17 protein-coding genes are annotated in these 17,035 nt (G+C 71.5%); 4 read left to right on the forward strand and 13 right to left on the reverse strand.

What is annotated here, in order from left to right; all coding sequences use genetic code 11:
* Window positions 1-10: 10 nt before the first annotated feature.
* The 7 genes from BJ969_RS09585 to BJ969_RS09615 form a co-directional block, all read right to left on the reverse strand.
* Complete coding sequence (locus BJ969_RS09585) at window positions 11-646, reverse strand: DUF6879 family protein (RefSeq protein WP_184478584.1); 636 nt, start codon at window positions 644-646, stop codon at window positions 11-13.
* A complete protein-coding gene (locus BJ969_RS09590) occupies window positions 639-908 on the reverse strand; it encodes a hypothetical protein (RefSeq protein ID WP_184478586.1) in 270 nt (89 codons plus the stop codon). Before BJ969_RS09590 ends, BJ969_RS09585 begins: the two co-directional genes overlap by 8 nt.
* Window positions 909-1,428: 520 nt before the next feature.
* The gene (locus tag BJ969_RS09595) at window positions 1,429-2,421 is read right to left on the reverse strand and encodes a transketolase family protein (protein WP_184478588.1); all 993 of its coding nucleotides are present in this window, start codon (window positions 2,419-2,421) and stop codon (window positions 1,429-1,431) included.
* Window positions 2,418-3,305 carry a transketolase gene (locus BJ969_RS09600; RefSeq protein ID WP_184478590.1) on the reverse strand — a complete coding sequence of 296 codons (888 nt, stop codon included), beginning with the start codon at window positions 3,303-3,305 and terminating at the stop codon, window positions 2,418-2,420. The genes BJ969_RS09595 and BJ969_RS09600 overlap by 4 nt, the downstream gene beginning before the upstream one ends.
* Before the next feature lie 232 nt (window positions 3,306-3,537).
* Entirely contained in the window at window positions 3,538-4,836 is a 1,299-nt protein-coding gene (locus tag BJ969_RS09605; protein ID WP_184478593.1) for an MFS transporter, read from the reverse strand.
* A 75-nt stretch (window positions 4,837-4,911) separates the two neighbouring features.
* Complete coding sequence (locus BJ969_RS09610) at window positions 4,912-5,778, reverse strand: NAD(P)-dependent oxidoreductase (protein ID WP_184478595.1); 867 nt, start codon at window positions 5,776-5,778, stop codon at window positions 4,912-4,914.
* 110 nt (window positions 5,779-5,888) lie between these two features.
* Window positions 5,889-6,587, reverse strand: a complete 699-nt coding sequence (locus BJ969_RS09615) for an FCD domain-containing protein (RefSeq protein ID WP_184478597.1) — start codon at window positions 6,585-6,587, stop codon at window positions 5,889-5,891.
* A 254-nt stretch (window positions 6,588-6,841) separates the two neighbouring features.
* Here BJ969_RS09615 and BJ969_RS09620 point away from each other — a divergent pair, with 254 nt between their 5' ends.
* Window positions 6,842-8,374 (forward strand): GMC family oxidoreductase, encoded by a 1,533-nt coding sequence (locus BJ969_RS09620; protein ID WP_184478599.1) that lies wholly within the window; start codon window positions 6,842-6,844, stop codon window positions 8,372-8,374.
* Here BJ969_RS09620 and BJ969_RS09625 read toward each other — a convergent pair whose 3' ends face one another.
* On the reverse strand, window positions 8,375-9,661 hold the full coding sequence (locus tag BJ969_RS09625) for an alpha-hydroxy-acid oxidizing protein (RefSeq protein ID WP_184478601.1): 1,287 nt from the start codon (window positions 9,659-9,661) through the stop codon (window positions 8,375-8,377).
* Window positions 9,662-9,732: 71 nt separating this feature from the next.
* The gene (locus BJ969_RS30505; protein ID WP_184478603.1) at window positions 9,733-10,224 is read right to left on the reverse strand and encodes a MarR family winged helix-turn-helix transcriptional regulator; all 492 of its coding nucleotides are present in this window, start codon (window positions 10,222-10,224) and stop codon (window positions 9,733-9,735) included.
* A 48-nt stretch (window positions 10,225-10,272) separates the two neighbouring features.
* Between BJ969_RS30505 and BJ969_RS09635 the strand changes: the two genes are divergently transcribed.
* Together BJ969_RS09635 and BJ969_RS09640 are read left to right on the forward strand one after the other, a co-directional pair.
* Window positions 10,273-11,202 (forward strand): amidohydrolase family protein, encoded by a 930-nt coding sequence (locus tag BJ969_RS09635; RefSeq protein ID WP_184478604.1) that lies wholly within the window; start codon window positions 10,273-10,275, stop codon window positions 11,200-11,202.
* Between the two features lie 130 nt (window positions 11,203-11,332).
* Complete coding sequence (locus BJ969_RS09640) at window positions 11,333-12,103, forward strand: SDR family oxidoreductase (RefSeq protein WP_184478605.1); 771 nt, start codon at window positions 11,333-11,335, stop codon at window positions 12,101-12,103.
* A gap of 99 nt (window positions 12,104-12,202) precedes the next feature.
* On the opposite strand, the gene BJ969_RS09645 is transcribed toward BJ969_RS09640, so the two are convergent.
* On the reverse strand, window positions 12,203-13,057 hold the full coding sequence (locus tag BJ969_RS09645) for an alpha/beta hydrolase (RefSeq protein WP_184478606.1): 855 nt from the start codon (window positions 13,055-13,057) through the stop codon (window positions 12,203-12,205).
* Between the two features lie 120 nt (window positions 13,058-13,177).
* The gene (locus tag BJ969_RS30510) at window positions 13,178-13,306 is read right to left on the reverse strand and encodes a hypothetical protein (RefSeq protein ID WP_281398301.1); all 129 of its coding nucleotides are present in this window, start codon (window positions 13,304-13,306) and stop codon (window positions 13,178-13,180) included.
* Between the two features lie 84 nt (window positions 13,307-13,390).
* On the opposite strand from BJ969_RS30510, the gene BJ969_RS09650 reads away from it, so the two are divergent.
* Complete coding sequence (locus tag BJ969_RS09650) at window positions 13,391-13,984, forward strand: TetR/AcrR family transcriptional regulator (RefSeq protein WP_184478607.1); 594 nt, start codon at window positions 13,391-13,393, stop codon at window positions 13,982-13,984.
* An 81-nt stretch (window positions 13,985-14,065) separates the two neighbouring features.
* On the opposite strand, the gene BJ969_RS09655 is transcribed toward BJ969_RS09650, so the two are convergent.
* Both BJ969_RS09655 and BJ969_RS09660 read right to left on the reverse strand, forming a co-directional pair.
* Window positions 14,066-15,304 (reverse strand): ROK family transcriptional regulator, encoded by a 1,239-nt coding sequence (locus BJ969_RS09655; protein WP_184478608.1) that lies wholly within the window; start codon window positions 15,302-15,304, stop codon window positions 14,066-14,068.
* 449 nt (window positions 15,305-15,753) lie between these two features.
* Window positions 15,754-16,980, reverse strand: coding sequence for an acyl-CoA dehydrogenase family protein (locus tag BJ969_RS09660; protein WP_343071315.1), 1,227 nt, complete (start codon window positions 16,978-16,980; stop codon window positions 15,754-15,756).
* Window positions 16,981-17,035 lie beyond the last annotated feature (55 nt).

Genomic DNA, 17,035 nt, shown 5'->3' on the forward strand with positions numbered 1-17,035 from the left:
GGTTTCGCCGTCAGGCGGTGGGAGTCGTGCACTCCGCGGGCCGCAACCCCGCCACTTCCCGGTCGAAGTAAGCGTCGATCGGCTCGCCTGCCCGGTGCAGCCGGTCGATGAAGTTCGCCCAGCGCTGGGCGGTCCGCTCGTCGACGTACCGGACCGCACCTTCGGCGACGCCGTCGGAGTCGTAGCGGACCTCGTAGACGGTGTCCGGACCGATCACGAAGATCTCCGGCAGCGCGACATCGCGCTCGTGCGCTTCCAGCGCGCCCGCGTCGACGATGCTGACCGACGCTCCGCACTGATGGCGGATGAGCAACGAGTTCAGCTCCCAGACGAGGTAGGAGCTGAGCGGCTCCTCCACCACTCGGACCCGGCGCACGAAGAACCCGTGTGCGGAGACGCGGTCGAAGTAGTCCTGGAGCGCCGGCCGCCGCTGTTCGAGCAACCGCAGCGACAGCTCCCAATTCCCGTCGTGGAACGCATTCCAGCTGGCGCTTTCCGGCTGCCGGAAGGTCTGCGCGCGTTCGAATTTCCACGCTCCGGTGTTCCGGGGCCTCCAGAAGCGCTCGTTGAAGTCGTCGGCGTATTCATCGAGCGTCAACCTGTCCCCGGAGGCAATTCGGCCGGGAGCGCCGGTCAGGTCAGCCATGGGGTATGTCCCCCTTCGCGGACTTGAGCATGACTCCGGGAATCACGACGAGTCGTTCGTCGGATCCCACGCTCACCCCGTCGGGCAGCGTGGCCGTGTAGCTGGCCGTGAGATCACGACCGATCACGGCGATGTCGCCGTTGTCGAGCTCCCAGATGTCCGGGCAGGTCAGTTCGTTGTCGCTGGCGCCGAGTTCGAGCGCTGACTTGCCCAGGCGTCTCCGGAAGGTCGCTGACGGGTCTGCTTCCCAAGGTCGTGGCATGGCAATCCCTCCGCCCATCGACGCGCCAACGAGAGAAGTCGCGAAAATCCCAGACCTCGTGGGTGATTTCCCACAAGAAATCGATTCGCTGGAACATTCCCGTTGTTCGCGGTGCTGCTCACCTTGCGGAAGATCAGTGTAATTGCGAGCGCGACTTGCTCGGTCTCGCCGTCTGAGTGTCTCACTCGAACGGGCGATGGAAAATGGACTGATCGATGGCTCGAACATGCGCGAATGCGGGTTTTGCTTCGATGATTTCGAAAGTGAGAATCGATTCGGGGCGGATTGGCAAATCCGGTGATCCGCGAATAAGCCAAGTGGAATACGCATAGCGCAGGTGAGGATAACGTCCCGCATCCTGTTGTTCGAGCGGCGAAGCGAGATCGTTACCGCTTTCGCGCGACCTCCGCCGTTCGGCGCAATCGGAGAAGCGCGAAAGGCGCCTGCCGAATGCGCCGCAATGCGGCGGCGCCCCGGAGGTGTGGGGTCCGGGGCGCCGGTCGTCGTGGCGGGGTGCGGGTCAGGCGAGTTCGGCGAGGACCTTCGACACGATCGAGCCCCGGGCCAAGCCGTAGCGCTCGTGCAGGGTCGGCAGGGCGCCGGCGTCGAGGAACCGGTCCGGCAGTGCGATCGGCACGACGCGCTGCTGCTCGCCCACCTTGGCCATTTCCGCGGCCAGGGTCTCGAAGAGGCCGCCGACGACGGTGTGGTTCTCCAGCGTCACCACGAGGCGGTCCCCGCGGGTCTCGCGCAGCACGGTCTCCGCGTCGAACGGCTTGATGGTGGGGCTGTGCACCACCGAGACGTCTACGCCGTGCTCGGCGAGGTCCTGCGCGGCCTGCAGCGCGCGCATCGTCATCAGGCCGCTGGAGACGAACACGACGTCGTTCCCGCCGCGCAGCACGGAAGCCTTGCCCAGCCGGAACTCGTAGTCGTACTCGTCGAGCACCGTCGGCACCTTGCCGCGCAGCAGCCGCAGGTACGTCGGGCCGTCGGCGGCCGCGAGCTGCGGCACGGCCTGCTCGATGTCCACCGAGTCGCAGGGGTCGACGATCGTCAGGTTCGGCATTCCGCGGAAGATCGCGATGTCCTCCGTCGCCTGGTGGCTCGGTCCGTAACCCGTGGTGAGCCCGGGGAGTCCGCCGATGATGTTGACGTTGAGGTTCGGTTCGGCGATGTCCAGGCACAGGAAGTCGTAGGCCCGCCGCGCCGCGAACACGCTGTAGGTGGAGGCGAACGGCACCAGGCCGACCTCGGCCATGCCCGCCGCGGCGCCGAACAGCAGCTGCTCGGCCATGCCCATCTGGAAGAAGCGGTCGGGGTGCGCTTCGGCGAACACGTGCATGTCGGTGTACTTGCCGAGGTCGGCGGTGAGGCCGACGATCCGCTGGTCCTGCTCGGCCAGCGCCGCCAGCGCGTGCCCGAACGGCGCGGAGCTCGTCGGCTGGCCGGGGTCGGCGAAGGACGCGATCATCGCCGAGGTCGTCAGGCGCTTCTTGGTGGGGGTGCTCATGCGCTCGCTCCTTCGAAACCGGCGGTGAGCTGGTCGCGGCACTGCTGCCACTCGTGCTCGTCGATCCGCATGAAGTGGGCCTTCTCGCGGGTCTCCAGCAGCGGAACACCGCGGCCGATCTTGGTGTCGCAGAGGATCACCGACGGCGTGCCGTGCGGTTCGGCCTGCTCGGCGGCGGCGTCGAAGGCGGCCAGCAGCGCTTCCACGTCGTTGCCGTCGACGCGCTGGGTGAACCAGCCGCACGCGGCCCACTTCTCCTCGGCGGGTTCGATGCTGAGGACCGACTCCGTCCTGCCGTCGGCCTGCAACGCGTTCATGTCGACCATCGCGGTCAGCCCGCCGAGCCCGTGGTGCTTCGCGCCCATCGCCGCCTCCCAGGTGGAGCCCTCGTCGAGCTCCCCGTCGGAGAGGAAGTTGAAGACCCGCGAGGACGACGACCGCAGCCGCAACCCCAGCGCCATCCCGACGGCGACGGTGAGCCCGTGGCCGAGCGAGCCGCCGGAGATCTCCATGCCGGGCGTGTAGGAGGCCATGCCGGACATCGGCAGCCGCGAGCCGTCCGAGCCGTAGGTGTCGAGTTCGTCGACGGGGACGATCCCGGCCTCCGCCAGCGCCGCGTACAGCGCGATGGCGTAGTGGCCGGTGGACAGCAGGAACCGGTCCCGCTGCTCCCAGTGCGGATCCTCCGGCTTCAGCCGCAGCTGGTCCACGTAGGTCACCGCGAGCATGTCGGCGACGCCGAGCGCCTGGCCGACGTAGCCCTGGCCCTGCACCTCGCCCATGTCGAGCATGTGGTGGCGCATCCGGTACGCGGCTTCGCGCACCCGATCCGCCCGCGCGGCGAGGTCGAGCCCTTCCGTGCGTGACGCGCTCACAGCGGTCATGTTCACTCCTTACTTGTCTTCGAGCTCGTTCTGCTTGGTGGGGCGGGTGGCGGAACCTCAGCGGCCTTCTCGCTGCGGGATCGATTTCTTATGTAGGCCCCTACACGGCGAAATCGCTGTCCTCGCGAGAAGGCCGCTGAGAACCCGCCGCGCTGCCGGTTGCATGCGTGGTCACTGCTCAGCGGCTTCGCCGCTGACAAGACAGAGATCACGATCAACCCGCGCGACCGACTCAGGCCGGAACGCGGTCCGGCTCGGTGAGCTTCGCGGGGGCGGTCTCGGCGGTGAACGCGGCGGCGACGGTGGAGATCACGCCCAGCAGCACGAACAGCAGCGCGGGCCCGATCCAGCCCATACCGCCGTAGAGCGCGGTCGCCAGGAACGGCAGCAGTCCCGCCACCATCGACGCGCCGTTGTAGCCGAGCGAAATCCCCGAGGAACGGACGTCGCGGGGGAACTGCTCGGAGAACCACGACGACTCCACCGCGAAGATCGGGTCGTGGCTCAGCAGCAGCCCCAGCGACACCGCGACGACCACGGCGATGCCCGCGCCGGTGTTGACCAGCAGGAACATCGGGACGCCGAAGGCGATGGTGAACACCGCACCCAGCAGGAACACCGGCTTGCGCCCGATCCGGTCCGACAGCGCGCCGAACAGCAGGTGGCTCAGCAGTCCCAGCGCGGAACCGACGATGGTGCCGATCAGCACGTTCTGCTTGTCGGTCAGCCCGGCGAGCACCACGTAGGAGAGCATGAAGCTGGTGGTGATGTAGTAGCCGCCGGTCTCCGCCAGCCGCAGCGCCACGATCTTGAGGATGGCCCGCCAGTCGCGGCGCAGCACCTCCAGCGCCGGGGCCTTGTGGATCTCGCCGCGGTCCTTCATCGCGGTGAAGTCCGGCGACTCGGAGACCTTCATCCGGATGAACATGCCCGCGCCGACCATCACGATCGACAGCAGGAACGGCACCCGCCACACCCAGTCGCCCTCGAACACGGCCTCCGAAGCCAGGAACGCGCCGTTGGCCAGCAGCAGCCCGGCGGGGATACCGATCTGCGGGACCGCGCCGAACAAGCCCCGCTTGCGTGCGGGCGCGTGCTCCACCGACATCAGCACCGCGCCGCCCCATTCGGCGCCGAACCCGATGCCCTGCACGATGCGCAGCAGGATCAGCAGCACCGGAGCCAGCAGCCCGGCCTGCGCGTAGGTGGGCAGCACGCCGATCAGCACCGTGCCCAAGCCCATGATCGCCAGCGACCACATCAGCACCGTCTTGCGTCCCAGCCGGTCGCCGTAGTGCCCGGCGAGGTATCCGCCCAGCGGGCGGAAGAAGAAGCCCACGGCGAGCGTGGCGAACGAGGCCAGCACGCCCAGGAGTTCGTTGCCGGTGTGGAAGAACACCGACCCGAAGTACGCCGCGGAAGCGGTGCCGTAGATGAAGAAGTCGTAGCTCTCGACCGCGGTGCCGATCATCGACGCGACCGACACCTTCGTCGGGTCGTCGCGCCGGGCGGCGGTGGGCGCAGCGGACATGTCTGCTCCTTTGCAGCGACCGCCGGGGCCGGATGACCGGGCGGCGGGATTCCCGCGATGTGCGGGGAGGTTCGGTCAGGCGGAGGTGTAGGTCTCGATCACCCGGGAGTCGTCGCGGGCGCCCAATCCGGCGTCGGCGGCGCGTTCGTAGCGCTCCCGCGCGAGGTCCAGCAGCGGGGTGTCGGCATCGGCCTGGCGGGCGGCGTCGGCGACGAGGTTGCTGTCCTTGACGAAGATGCCGATGGTGCTGGTGACCTCGACGTCGGTGCCCTGCACCATGCGCGGCCCCCGGTCGGAGAGCATCCACGACCCGGCCGCGCCGCCCTCGACCAGCGACAGCACCTGCTCGCGGTCCAGTCCGAGCTCACCGGCCAGCGACAGCGCTTCGGCCGCGGCGACGATGTGCACCGAGCACAGGTGCTGGTTCACCACCTTGATCGACTGGCCGTCGCCGACCCGCTCGCCGACTTCGCGCACCGAGCCGAAGCAGTCCAGCACCGGGCGCGCGAACTCCACTGTGGACCGGTTCCCGGCGGCGAACAGGGTGAGCTCACCGGTGCGGGCCCGCGCGACGCCGCCGGTGACCGGCACGTCCAGCACCAGCGCTCCGGCCGCCGTGAGGCGGGCGCCCTGCTCGCGGACCGCGTCGGGGCCGACGGTGCTCATCACGATCCAGCGCTGCCCGTCCAGGTCGGCGCGGGTGAGCGCTTCGTCGACGAGCGCGGCGAGCTGGTCGGGAGTGGCGACCATGACCACGACGAACTCCGCGCGGGGAGCCTCCGCCATCGACGCGACCGCCGGAATCCCTTGCGCCGCGGCCCATTCCCGTGCGCTCGGCGTCGGATCCACCGCCGTGGTCGTGCGGCCCGCGGCGACCAGCCTGCTCGCCATGTGCCTGCCGATGGCGCCGATTCCCACGAACACCACGTCGGGTTCGCCCATGAGTCAACCTCCTGCTCCGGCCCGTTTCCGGGCAGCACGCGTCAGCGCCCGGTCGTGCGGGCGCGCATTCCTGGAGTTCCGGTCCCGGCGGTCGGCCGGGGTGGGTGCGGTCAGGCCTCGCCGGTCAGCGAGGACCACACCTCGAAGTGGTGGCGCATCGCCGAGCGAGCGCCTTCGCCGTCGCGGTTCTCGACGGCGTCGACGATTCCGTAGTGGACGGTGTCGATGACGCGGTTCTCGCCCGGCCGCAGCGGTTCCCGCTCGACGGCGATGCGGCGGCGGTCCACGACCTCGTCGCGCAGCACGTGGCTGAGCCCGTCGTGCAGCAACGTGAAGATCGGGTTGTTCACCACGGTGCACAGGTGGCGGTGGAAGTCCAGGTCCGCTTCCAGCGCGCGTTCGTCCTCACCTGCCGCGCTGGCGCGCACCATCTCGTCCACCAGCCCGCGCAGCACGTCCACGTCGTCGGCCGTCGCCAGGCGGGCGGCGGCCTCCGTCATCGAGATCTCCAGCATCTCGCGCGCCGAGCGGAACTGGCCGCCGCCGAGCTGGCCCAGCTCGCTGGAGAGGTCGAAGTACAGCTGGATGAAGCTCGAGTCCGGCACGCCCAGGTAGGAACCCCGGCCTTGGGTGCGGGTCAGGAAGCCCAGCATCTCCAGCATCGACAGCTGCTCGCGCAGCGTGCCGCGGCTGATGTCGAGGGAGGCGACCAGTTCCCGTTCCGTGGGCAGGCGCAGCAGGTCCGTGCCCGGCTCCGGCGTCGCCTGTTCGGCCAGGCTGCGCACCAGGAACGACAGATCCACACCCACGGAATCCTCCTTTGGTAAAACCAATGTGGCGTACGTTAAGCGGCGGCTACCGAGGTGTCAACGCTTTGGTTAGACCTTTGCCGCGTTTCCTTGGCTTGCGGACGTGGGCGGGGCGGACTGAAGAGGCTTCGCCGGAGGCCGATGCTGTGACGTGACGCACAATGGGTTGAGCATGCCGTTGGGGCACGGGTTGTTCTGCTCCGTGCGGCGACCGATCCGATCGGTCGGCCAGGCGGCACGACGGAGGGGACCGGATGTACGACACCATCATCATCGGCGCCGGATCGGCGGGGGCCGCGCTCGCGGCCCGGCTGACCGAGGACGAGCAGCGGCGGGTGCTGGTGCTGGAAGCGGGCCCGGACTACCGCTCCGCCGAGACGCCGCCGGAGATCCAGGGCGTCGAACCGGGCAAGCACCGCCTCGTCGAACAGCTGGCGCACTCCCACACCTTCCCGCGGCTGCAGGCGTCGAGGTCCGCCGTGCAGGAACCGGCGAGCTACCCGCGCGGGCGCGGCGTCGGCGGGAGCTCCGCCGTGAACGGGCTGTTCGCGATCCGGCCCACCGTGGAGGACCTCGACGGCTGGGCGGCGAACGGCTGCACCGGGTGGAGCCACCGCGAGGTGCTACCGCTGCTGCGGAAGCTGGAGGACGACCAGGACTTCGGCACCGAGGCCCACCACGGCGCCGACGGCCCGATCCCGGTGCTGCGGCCGCGTCGCGAGGACTTCGCCACCGTCGACTCCGCCCTGGATCAGGTCACCGAACGCATGGGGCACCCGTGGGCGCCCGACCACAACGCGCCCGGCGCGACCGGGGTGTCGCCCTACGCCTACAACGGCAGCGGCGGGCGCCGGGTCTCCACCAACGACGCCTACCTGGAACCGGCCCGCGAACGGCCCGGCCTGCACGTCGTGGGCGGCGCGCTGGTCGACCGGATCCTGATCGGCGGCGGGCGCGCGACGGGGGTGCGGGCGATCGTCGACGGCGAGGTCACCGAGTTCCACGCCGACGAGGTCGTGGTCTCGGCCGGCGCGGTGCACTCCCCGGCGATCCTGCAGCGCTCCGGGATCGGTCCGGCCGCGGAGCTGCGTGAACTGGGCATCGAGCCCGTGGTGGACTTGCCCGTGGGGCGCGGGTTGCAGGACCACGCGGCGATGATGCTGGTCCTCGGCCTGCACGAACCGCCGGACTACCGCGGACTGCCGGCGCGCGGGCAGCTGTTCCTGCGCTTCACCACCGGAGTCGGGGAGGACGTCAACGACGGTGTGATCGCGACTCCGGGCGCGCTGGGCGAGGGAATCCCGGTCGCCGGGATCGTCGGCTGGAACAACCGGGCGAGCTCGACCGGCCGGGTGCGGCTGACCTCCACGGACCCGTCGATCGACCCGGCGGTGGAGCTGAACCTGCTCGCCGATTCCGTGGACCTGCGCCGGTTCCGCGTCGTCGTCGACGAGCTGCGCGAGATCGCCGCCCAGCCGGAACTGCAGAAGATCTCCGCCGGGATGGGGCTGGGCACGGCCATGGTCCCGCCGGAGACGGCCATGTCCGCCGCGGAGTTCGCCGAGTTCGCCCTGGCCAACGTCATCGACACCGCGCACGCCTCCGGCACCTGCCGGATGGGCGCGCCGGGAGAACCGGACGTCGTGGTGGACCCGGACGGCCGGGTGCAGGGCGTCGAAGGGCTGCGGGTGGCCGACGCGAGCGTGTTCCCGTGGGTGCCGCGCGCCAACCCGCACCTGACCGCCGTGCTCGTCGGGGAGAAGATCGCCGCCGCGATGCGGGGCTGATCAGGCCGGGCGGAGGGCGTCGCGGGTGAGCTCGGCGGGGGAGGCGTGGCCGGTGAGCCCGAGGGTGAGGTCGAGCTCGGCGAGCACGTTCGCCGCGACCGCGCGCACGCCCTCCGCCCCGGCCAGCGCCAGTCCGTAGAGGTACGGGCGGCCCAGGCAGACCGCGTCCGCGCCCAGGGCCAGCGCCTTGACGACGTCGGCGCCGGACCGGATGCCGCTGTCGAACAGCACGGTGAGCTCGCCGTCGACCACCGGCGCGATCTCGGCCAGCGCGTCGAGCGCCGCGACGGAACCGTCGACCTGGCGACCGCCGTGGTTGGACACGACGATCCCGTCCACCCCGGCGTCCACCGCCCGGCGCGCGTCGTCGAGGTGCAGCACGCCCTTGAGCAGGATCGGCAGCGATGTGCGTTCCCGCAGCGTCGCCAGGTCCGACCAGTTCAGCGACGGCCGGGAGTAGGTGTCGAGGAACGTCTGCACCGCCGCGCGCGGCTCCGGGGAGCGCAGGTTGCGCAGCAGCGAACCGGGGTACCGGCGGCTCATCGACAGCAGCGCCCGGATCGCGGCGACCGTGACGCGCACGTCGGAGGCCTCGTCCGCGCCGCGCGCGACCCGCTCGCGCACCATCTCGCGGAACCGGGGGTCGGAGGTGTACTGGGCGATGCCCTGGCCGCGCGCGAACGGCAGCGATCCCAGGTTGAGGTCCTGCGGGCGCCACCCCAGCAGCGTCGTGTCCAGCGTGACCACGATCGCGTCGGCCCCGCAGTGCTGCGCGCGGGACAGCAGGCTGTCCACCAGCTCCTCGTCGGTGCTCCAGTACAGCTGGAACCAGCGCGGCGACTCGCCCATCGCGGCGGTGCACTCCTCCATCGGGACGCAGCCCTGGCTGGAGAACACGTACGGCAGGCCGAGCTCCGCAGCGGCCTTCGCGACGGCCAGGTCCGCCTCGGGGTGGATCAGCTCGGCGGCGCCCACGGGCGCGAACAGCACCGGCGCCGGGATGCGGCGGTCGAACAGCTCCACGCTCAAGTCCCGCCGGGACACGTCCCGCAACATGCGCGGCACGATCGACCAGCGGTCGAACGCGGCCCGGTTCGCCCGCATCGTCGCGCCGTCGCCCGCGCCACCGGCCACGTAGGCCCAGCCCCGCGCCGAGGACTTCCGCCGCGCGCGGCGCTCCAGGGTGCGGAAATCGGTGGGCACCGCGGGTTTCCGCCCGGACACGCCGTCCCGGTAGATCGCGGACTGCCGGTCGCGGCCGATTCCGGCGGCGGGTTCGTCGGGCATGCGAAGTTCCTGTTCGTGGTCGGCTGCGTCCGATCATCTCCGGCGGCGCGCGCCGAGTCCATACCGGACGTTCAGCCGCGGTTCCGGCGGTAGCCCGCGTTGATGACCTCGGTGAGGCGTCCGAGTTCGGTGGCCAGGTGCAGGCGTTCTTCCGGGGTGAACACCGCGTAGCCGCGGGCCTGCGCCCGGCGCTGCTGGGCGCGGAGTCGTTGCAGCGCCCGGGTTCCCGCGTCGGTGAGGGTGATCAGCACCCGGCGCTCGTCCTCGGGGCTGCGGCGGCGGGACACGAGCCCTTTGCCTTCGAGCTGCTGGAGCATCCGGGTCGCGGTCGGCAGCGTGACCCCGGCGGCCGCGGCCAGGTCGCCCACCGGAAGTTCCGCGCCGGTCGCCAGCGGCAGCACCATCGCGAGCTGGGCCAGCGAGAGCCCGCCCACCTCGGCGGCGTGCGCGGCGCGGGCGCGGCGCATGGCCAGGAACAGGGCGTCGGTCGCCTGCGCGAGCTCGTCGACGCCCGTGTCGTCGGCGGGCTCCTCGGGCTCGGGGCGCTGGTGGCTGCCGGTCATGGGTGCTACCTTACCAATTGGTTAGCAAGCTAATTAATAGGAGCGATCATGGCCTCGGCTCGGCGCATCGACGTCCACCACCACGTGGTTCCGCCCGCGTACCGGGAGCGGCTGCGACGCGACGGCGTCGATGCCGGAGGACGCGGCACGCCGGACTGGAGCCCGCAGGCCTCGCTGGACCTGATGGGCCGCAACGACATCGAGACCGCGATCCTGTCCGTGACCACGCCGGGCGTCGAACCGTGGCCGGGGCAGGACGGCCGAGCGATGGCGCGCACCGTCAACGAGTATTGCGCCGAGCTCGCCGCCGAGCACCCGGGCCGGTTCGGCTTCTGGGCGACGCTGACGCTGCCCGACGTGGACGGCGCGCTCGCCGAGGCCGCCTACGCGCTCGACGAGCTGGGCGCCGACGGCGTGGTGCTGCTGGCCAACAGCGGCGGCACCTACCTGGGCGACCCGGCCTTCGAGCCGCTGATGGCCGAGCTGGGCAGGCGGGGCGCGGTCGTGTTCGTGCACCCTTCGGCGTTGCCCGCCGAGCCGGTGCCCGGCATCCCGCCGTTCGCGGCGGACTTCCTGCTCGACACCGTGCGGGCCGCGACGAACCTGGTGGCCGGCGGCACCGTGCACCGCCATCCCGGCCTGAAGGTCGTCCTGTCCCACGCGGGCGGTTTCCTGCCGTACGCGGCGGAGCGCATCGCCGCCTGCCTGGAGATGGCGGGCGGTGAGCGCGGCACTGCGGAACTGCTGGGCGACCTGCGCCGGTTCTACTTCGACACCGCGCTGTCGGCTTCGCCGTACTCGCTGCCCGGTCTCACGGCGTTCGCCGACCCGGAGCGCATCCTGTTCGGCAGCGATTTCCCTTACGCGCCAGCGGAAATCGCCACCTTCATGACGGAGCGCCTGGACGCGGCGCCGGGGATCGACCACGCCGCGATCGACCGGACCAACGCCGCCCGCCTGCTGCCTCGCCGGGGCTGAGCGTCCGGCCAGGTCGGTCCACAGTGGATCGACCTCGACGCGGCTGGCCCGGCGGAGCGGTGATCACTATCGTTGCTCGTCGATGCCGCAGGTGCTGCGGTGACGGCGCGCGGAAGCAGGTGAGGGTTCAGTGGATCTCGGACTGACCGGCAAGGTCGCGGTCGTGCCCGGTGCGACCTCCGGGTTGGGCGCGGCGGTCGTGCGCGGGCTGGCGGCCGAAGGCGCGCACGTCGCGTTCGGCGGGCGCCGCGGGGAACTCGCGGCGCAGCAGGCCGCCGAGCTGCCGTCCGCGGTGGGCATCGGAGTGGACATCACCGAACCGGACGGCCCGCGCTCGCTGATCGACGCCGCCGCCGTGTTCGGGCCGGTGGACGTGCTGGTGCTCAACGGCGGCGGCCCCGCGCCCGGCACCGCCGCCGAGATGAGCGCCGAAGCCGCGCAGGACGCGGTGCGACTGCTGCTGTCCGCGCACATCCGCCTGGTCGAAGCGGTCCTGCCGGGCATGCGCGAACGCGGCTGGGGCCGGATCGTCGCGATCGGTTCCAGCGGCGTCCAGCAGCCGATCAACGGGCTCGCCGCCTCCAACGTGGGTCGCGGCGCGCTCGCCGGGTACTTGAAGACCCTCGCCGGTGAGGTCGCCGCCGACGGGGTCACCGCGAACATGGTGCTGCCCGGCCGGATCGAGACGGAGCGGCTCAACTCGCTCAACGCCGCCATGGCCGAGCGGCGCGGCGTCGCCGCCGACGAGGTGCGCGACGCGTCCCGCGCGGACATCCCGGCGGGCCGGTTCGGCACGCCCGAGGAGTACGCGGCGGCGGTCGTGTTCCTGGCGAGCGCCCAGGCGTCCTACATCACCGGTGAACAGCTCCGCTGCGACGGCGGTCTGATCCGCGCGCACTAGTGGCGTGCGGGTGGTGGTGGCTGAGCCGGACCTGGTCGCGCTTCCAGCGCTCACAGCACCAAGCCCGCCTCAGCCACCGCCGACGAGGCGGCTACCCGCTCACCGGGCACGGCAGGTCCTGAGGTAGCTCAGGAACGACGCCTGCAGGCCGGTCACGTGCGTTTCGCGCATGATCGCGCTGGTGACGGCTTCGCCGCGCGCGGTGAGGCGGTGCAGGACGGTGGCCGTGTTCTTCGACATGGCCTGGTAGATCGCCATGTCGCCGAGCAGCTCCTGCTCGTTGAGGGTCACGTGGAGCCGCGCGGCTCGCTGCCCGTCGCCGAGCTCCTGGAGCCGGGCGAAGATCCGGCTGTCCGCGCCGGCCACGCCGGGGCTGCCCGCCCCGATGCTCTCGAAGAGCGGGCAACCGGTGAGCCAGGTGTAGAGGCCGAACAGGCCGCCGTAGGAGTAGCCGAAGAGCCCGTGGCCGCTGGTGGCGGTGCCGTAGTCGCGTTCGATCCGCGGGTGCAGTTCCGCGGTGAGGAAGTTCAGGAACGCGTCGGCGTGGGTGTCGCGCAGTTCGGCGAGGTAGGCGTCGGTTTCCTCGCGCGTCCTCGAACCCGCTCGGAATCCCGCTTCCGCGGCGTCGACGAGCTCCGCGGCGATGGGCTCGCCGGGTGGCACGAGGTCCCTGTTGCGCAGCCGATCCCAGTGCTGCGCGTCTTCGCCCGCATAGCCGACGCTGACCTGGATGTAGGGCTGGATCCGCTGCATCGGATCGGCCTGGGCCACGATGAGCGGTGCCGTCATGCCCACGGCCCAGTTGCCGTCGAGCACGTACAGGGCCGGCGCTCGCGTCGTGGCGGGGTCGTAGCCCGGTGGCGTGGTGACCCACACGCCGTAGTCGTGCCCGCCGCCGGAGCGCATCTCGAAGTAGTCGGTGTCGGCGAGGCAGCCGTGCCACATGGTGCTCATCGGGGGTCCTTCACAGCATGTCCGGTTCGGACGGTCGGTACGGCATGGGCGGGGGAGGTGGAGAGTTTCGGATCGTCGTTGCGGAGCACGAGGGAAAGCTCAGGTGAACGTGGGCGTCGGTCAGGCGAAGCCGATGCGCTCGCCGGAGGTGTCGAGCCGGGATGTGCGCCCGTCCTCGACGTCGGCGGGCACGCGACCCGCCCCGTCGACGACCGCCGCACCGGTGATCTGCAGAACCTCACGAGTCATGTCCTCCTCCGTCGGTGAGCCGACTGCGACCATGGTTCGAGCACCACGGCACCGGCTTTCTTTTCCAATGGATAAACTGCGGGAGTGACCCTGTCAAGCACGGAACGCACCGGTGACGCACGCGAGCGCCTCCTGGCGCGGCTCCTCGACGCCTTCGCGGAGGCCCTTCCCACGCCGGAGGTGTCGCTCCGCGAGATCGCCGTCCGCGCCGGGACCAGCCACGCCCTCCTGCGGTACCACTTCGGTTCCCTGCCGGGCGTGCTCGCGGCCATGCTCGACGCGCAGCGCTCCCGTGACAACGCGGCGCTCGTGCAAGCCGCCGAGCAAGGCACCTTCGACGACCTCGTCGTGGCGATCTGGCGGACCTACACCGGTCCGGAGCAGCTGTCGCGCGTTCGCGGCTTCTTCCACGTCGCAGGCCTGGCCGCGCACGACCCGGAGAACTTCCGCGAGTTCATCGACTCGCTCGACGATCTGACCAAGATCCTGGCCGCGCTCGCGGAACGCGAGGGGCTCGATGCCGAGGAAGCGCTGCTGACGGCCTCCGTCACCATCGCGGCGATTCGCGGCCTGCTCCTGCAGGAGGTCCTCGCTCCGGCGATCCGCTCGGAGGACGCGGTCACCTCGATCCTGCGCCTGAGCAAGGGGCGATCCGTTCCGCGGTCACATCCGGGGTGACGCGGCACCTGACGGCGGTGCTCGCCGCGCGGCGAGCCGAGCGGCGTAGCGCGAGCCGCTGCGCACCGTCGCGTTACCGGTTCACCGGCGCAGGCCCCGGGCGGAGGTCGCGCGGTTCGCGTGGCGCAGCGCGGCGAGCGGATCGGCGTAGAGGAAGTCCAGCGACACGGCCGCCGCCGCCTGCTGCTGGATCCCGTTCCCGGCGGCGGTGACCTGGAATTCCCGTTGCGGTACCGCGGAGTTCTCCGCCGCGGACCGCGCCACCTCGCGCGGCGTCCCGGAGAACTCGGTGAACGCCTGGCCGCCGAGGATGATCCGATCCGGGTTGATCACGTCGGCGACCTGCCCGATGCAGCGCCCCAGCACGCGGGCCCGCTCGCGCAGCAGCGCCAGCGCCGACCCGTCGCCGGCCTCGCCCCGAGCGGCCAGTTCCGCGGTGGACCCGACGGGCAGGCCTACGGTTCGGGCGGCCTCGACGACTCCGGTGTCGCTCACGGCGTCGTCGAGCCTGCCGGTGCGGCGCGGATCGAGCAGTTCCGTCGGCCCCGCGGGCAGGTGCCCGATGCCGCCCGGCCCGGTGCGGGGGTTGTGCACGGCGCCGTCGATGGTCAGCGCGACGCCGATCGTCTCGCGGGCGTAGCAGTACAACGTGCTGCCGTGCGGCTCGTGGGGCGGTCCGAACGACAGCTCCGCCGCCGCCATCGATTCCACGTGCGGCGCCACGGAGATCGGCAGCCCGAGCCGCGCGCCGATCAGCTCGCCGACCGGAGCCTCGCGCCAGCCCAGCCGCGAGTGCTCCACCCGCCCGTGCTCGTCCACCCGCCCGCCGAGCGCGACCCCGGCCCACAACGGTCGCCTGCCCGGCCAGCGCGCCAGGAAGCGCCGAGCGCGATCCCCGACGGCGGCGAGCACGTCGGGCGCGTCGTCGCCGGAGGTGCTCGTCCGGATGCCGCCCAGCACCCGGCCGTGCAGGTCGTGGGTGGTGATGGTGGTGGTGCGGTAGCCGATGTGGATCCCGACGGTCAGGTGCGGCTCCCGGCGCAGCTCGAACGGCAACCGCGGACGGCCGACCGCGCCGGAGGGAGCGAGATCGGCCCGCTCGCGCAGCAGCCCGGCCTCGACGAGGGCCACCACGTGCCGGTTGACGGTGGGCAGGCTCAACCCCGTCCGGGCCGCGGCGGCGTCGCGGAAGATCGGGCCCTCGCGGCGGGCGACCCGCAGCACCGCGGCGGCCGGCGTGTCCGCGATGCGCAGACCTGGCGCTACGACGGGGACATCAGCGGTGCGGGCAGGTGCGACGGCGTGCAGGGCTGCGGTCATGGGTCCTCGCAACGTGCGGGGACGGCACCACGAGCGCGAGCGGATCGGGCCGGGGTGCCGTGCGGTCGGCGGAGTTCGTCAGGAGAGCGGCGACGAACCGCGACAGAGGACCCGGACCAGCGGCAGGCGGCAACCGAGCGCGACGGTCACGTACGTGACGGTCGGCAGGACGGTCGGATCGCTGGGCACGGCCGAAAACTACCGTGCCAGGACGGGTTTTGACGAACCGTGTGACGCACCTCGCCGACCGCTCCGGTGGTGGCCGCACCGGTGCCGAGAGCCCGGCGAGGACGGGCTGCGAGCCCCGGAACTCCGCTCCGAACTGGGAAAAGACCGCCAGCAGCCACGTGCCGAGGCGCGCTGCGGAGCGAACCGCCGCGCACGCCGGCGCGGGTTCCGGCCGGGTCGTCGTCCTGGAATGTGGGAGCGGGCGACGCGGGACCCGCCGCTCAGAAGTAGCCGTTGACCGGCAGCGGCGTCGAGTTGATGAACACGTCGCCGACCGCGGCGGCCTTGTACGACGTCGGGTTGTGCAGGGTGAGGGTGCGGATGTTGCGCCAGTGCCGGTCCAGGTTCCGGGACCGGGAGGCCGCCGACGCCCCGCCCACTTCGAACAGGGCGTTCGCCGCGCGCAGCCCGACCTCGTCCACGTGCACCTTCACCTTCGACGCCGCCAGCGACGCCGCGGTGAACAGCGCCGGATCGGGCTCGCCGAGCCGTTCGGAGCGGTAGGCGGCGTCGATCTCGTCGGCGGCGGCGAGCACCGCGGCCTCGGCGACGTAGGCGGCGCTGGTGATGCGCCCGACCTCGGCGTGCAGGATCGGATCGTCGGCCGGTGAGGCGGTCGGGGCGTGCTGGAACGAGCGGGTGCGCCCGCGGACCAGCCGCGCGGCGTCCTCGGCCGCGTTGCGCAGGATGCCGGCGATGATCGCCTGGAGGTAGAGCTGGAGCAGCGCGACATCGTTCGCGCCGCGCGCCGAACCGTCGTTCACGCGCACGTCGAGCACCTCGTGCTCCTCGACGACGACGTCCTCGAAGGTGGTCGTGCCGGTTCCGGTGCGGGTCTGACCGATGCCGTCCCAGTCGTCGACCACGGTCACGCCCGCCCGGTCGATCGGCACCAGGACCGCCGCGACGGTGTTCAGGTCGAGCTGCGCCGACACCCCGATCCAATCGGAGAACAGGGTGCCGGTGCTGTAGAACTTCTCGCCGTTGAGCCGGAAACCGTCGCCGGCGCGGGTGAGCCCGGTCGCGAAGGAGAGCGTTCCGGCGGCTCGGTCGCCGCGTTCGCTGCTGGCGTTGCCGAACAGCTTGCCCGCGCGGATCTCCGCCACCCAGTGCTGGCGCTGCGGCCCGGGCGGCAGCGCCCGCAGGATCTCGTTGACCTGCCAGAAGTGCGCGCGCAGGATGTGCGCGACGTTCGGGTCGGCTTCGGCGAGGTCGATCACCAGCGACAGCAGCGCGCGCACGGAGACGCCGGGGCCACCGTCGGCCGCGGGCAAGGTGATCGCGCCGAGCCGGGCCTGGCGGATCCAGTCGATCTGCTCGTGCGCGTTGAGGTCGTGCGCCGCGCGGTGCTCGGCTCCGGCGGCGATCTTCGCCACCAGCGCGGAGAACTCCGCCGATCCGGGCGGCACCGGGTCGACGTGCGGGGCGATCGGGGTTTCGATGCTCACTGCTGCTCCTCGGGGGTGCTCGGATGTCCGGCGGTTCGGTGGCGGGAACCCCGGC

The sequence above is a fragment of the Saccharopolyspora gloriosae genome, assembly GCF_014203325.1.
In the GTDB taxonomy this organism is placed as follows: Bacteria; Actinomycetota; Actinomycetes; order Mycobacteriales; family Pseudonocardiaceae; genus Saccharopolyspora_C; species Saccharopolyspora_C gloriosae.

Bases quoted from the DNA above. Each gene is read 5' to 3' on its own strand.
- BJ969_RS09585 (WP_184478584.1), bottom strand. From the start codon at position 646: ATGGCTGACCTGACCGGCGCTCCCGGCCGAATTGCCTCCGGGGACAGG.
- BJ969_RS09590 (WP_184478586.1), bottom strand. From the start codon at position 908: ATGCCACGACCTTGGGAAGCAGACCCGTCAGCGACCTTCCGGAGACGC.
- BJ969_RS09595 (WP_184478588.1), bottom strand. From the start codon at position 2,421: ATGAGCACCCCCACCAAGAAGCGCCTGACGACCTCGGCGATGATCGCG.
- BJ969_RS09600 (WP_184478590.1), bottom strand. From the start codon at position 3,305: ATGACCGCTGTGAGCGCGTCACGCACGGAAGGGCTCGACCTCGCCGCG.
- BJ969_RS09605 (WP_184478593.1), bottom strand. From the start codon at position 4,836: ATGTCCGCTGCGCCCACCGCCGCCCGGCGCGACGACCCGACGAAGGTG.
- BJ969_RS09610 (WP_184478595.1), bottom strand. From the start codon at position 5,778: ATGGGCGAACCCGACGTGGTGTTCGTGGGAATCGGCGCCATCGGCAGG.
- BJ969_RS09620 (WP_184478599.1), top strand. From the start codon at position 6,842: ATGTACGACACCATCATCATCGGCGCCGGATCGGCGGGGGCCGCGCTC.
- BJ969_RS09625 (WP_184478601.1), bottom strand. From the start codon at position 9,661: ATGCCCGACGAACCCGCCGCCGGAATCGGCCGCGACCGGCAGTCCGCG.
- BJ969_RS30505 (WP_184478603.1), bottom strand. From the start codon at position 10,224: ATGACCGGCAGCCACCAGCGCCCCGAGCCCGAGGAGCCCGCCGACGAC.
- BJ969_RS09635 (WP_184478604.1), top strand. From the start codon at position 10,273: ATGGCCTCGGCTCGGCGCATCGACGTCCACCACCACGTGGTTCCGCCC.
- BJ969_RS09645 (WP_184478606.1), bottom strand. From the start codon at position 13,057: ATGAGCACCATGTGGCACGGCTGCCTCGCCGACACCGACTACTTCGAG.
- BJ969_RS30510 (WP_281398301.1), bottom strand. From the start codon at position 13,306: ATGACTCGTGAGGTTCTGCAGATCACCGGTGCGGCGGTCGTCGACGGG.
- BJ969_RS09655 (WP_184478608.1), bottom strand. From the start codon at position 15,304: ATGACCGCAGCCCTGCACGCCGTCGCACCTGCCCGCACCGCTGATGTC.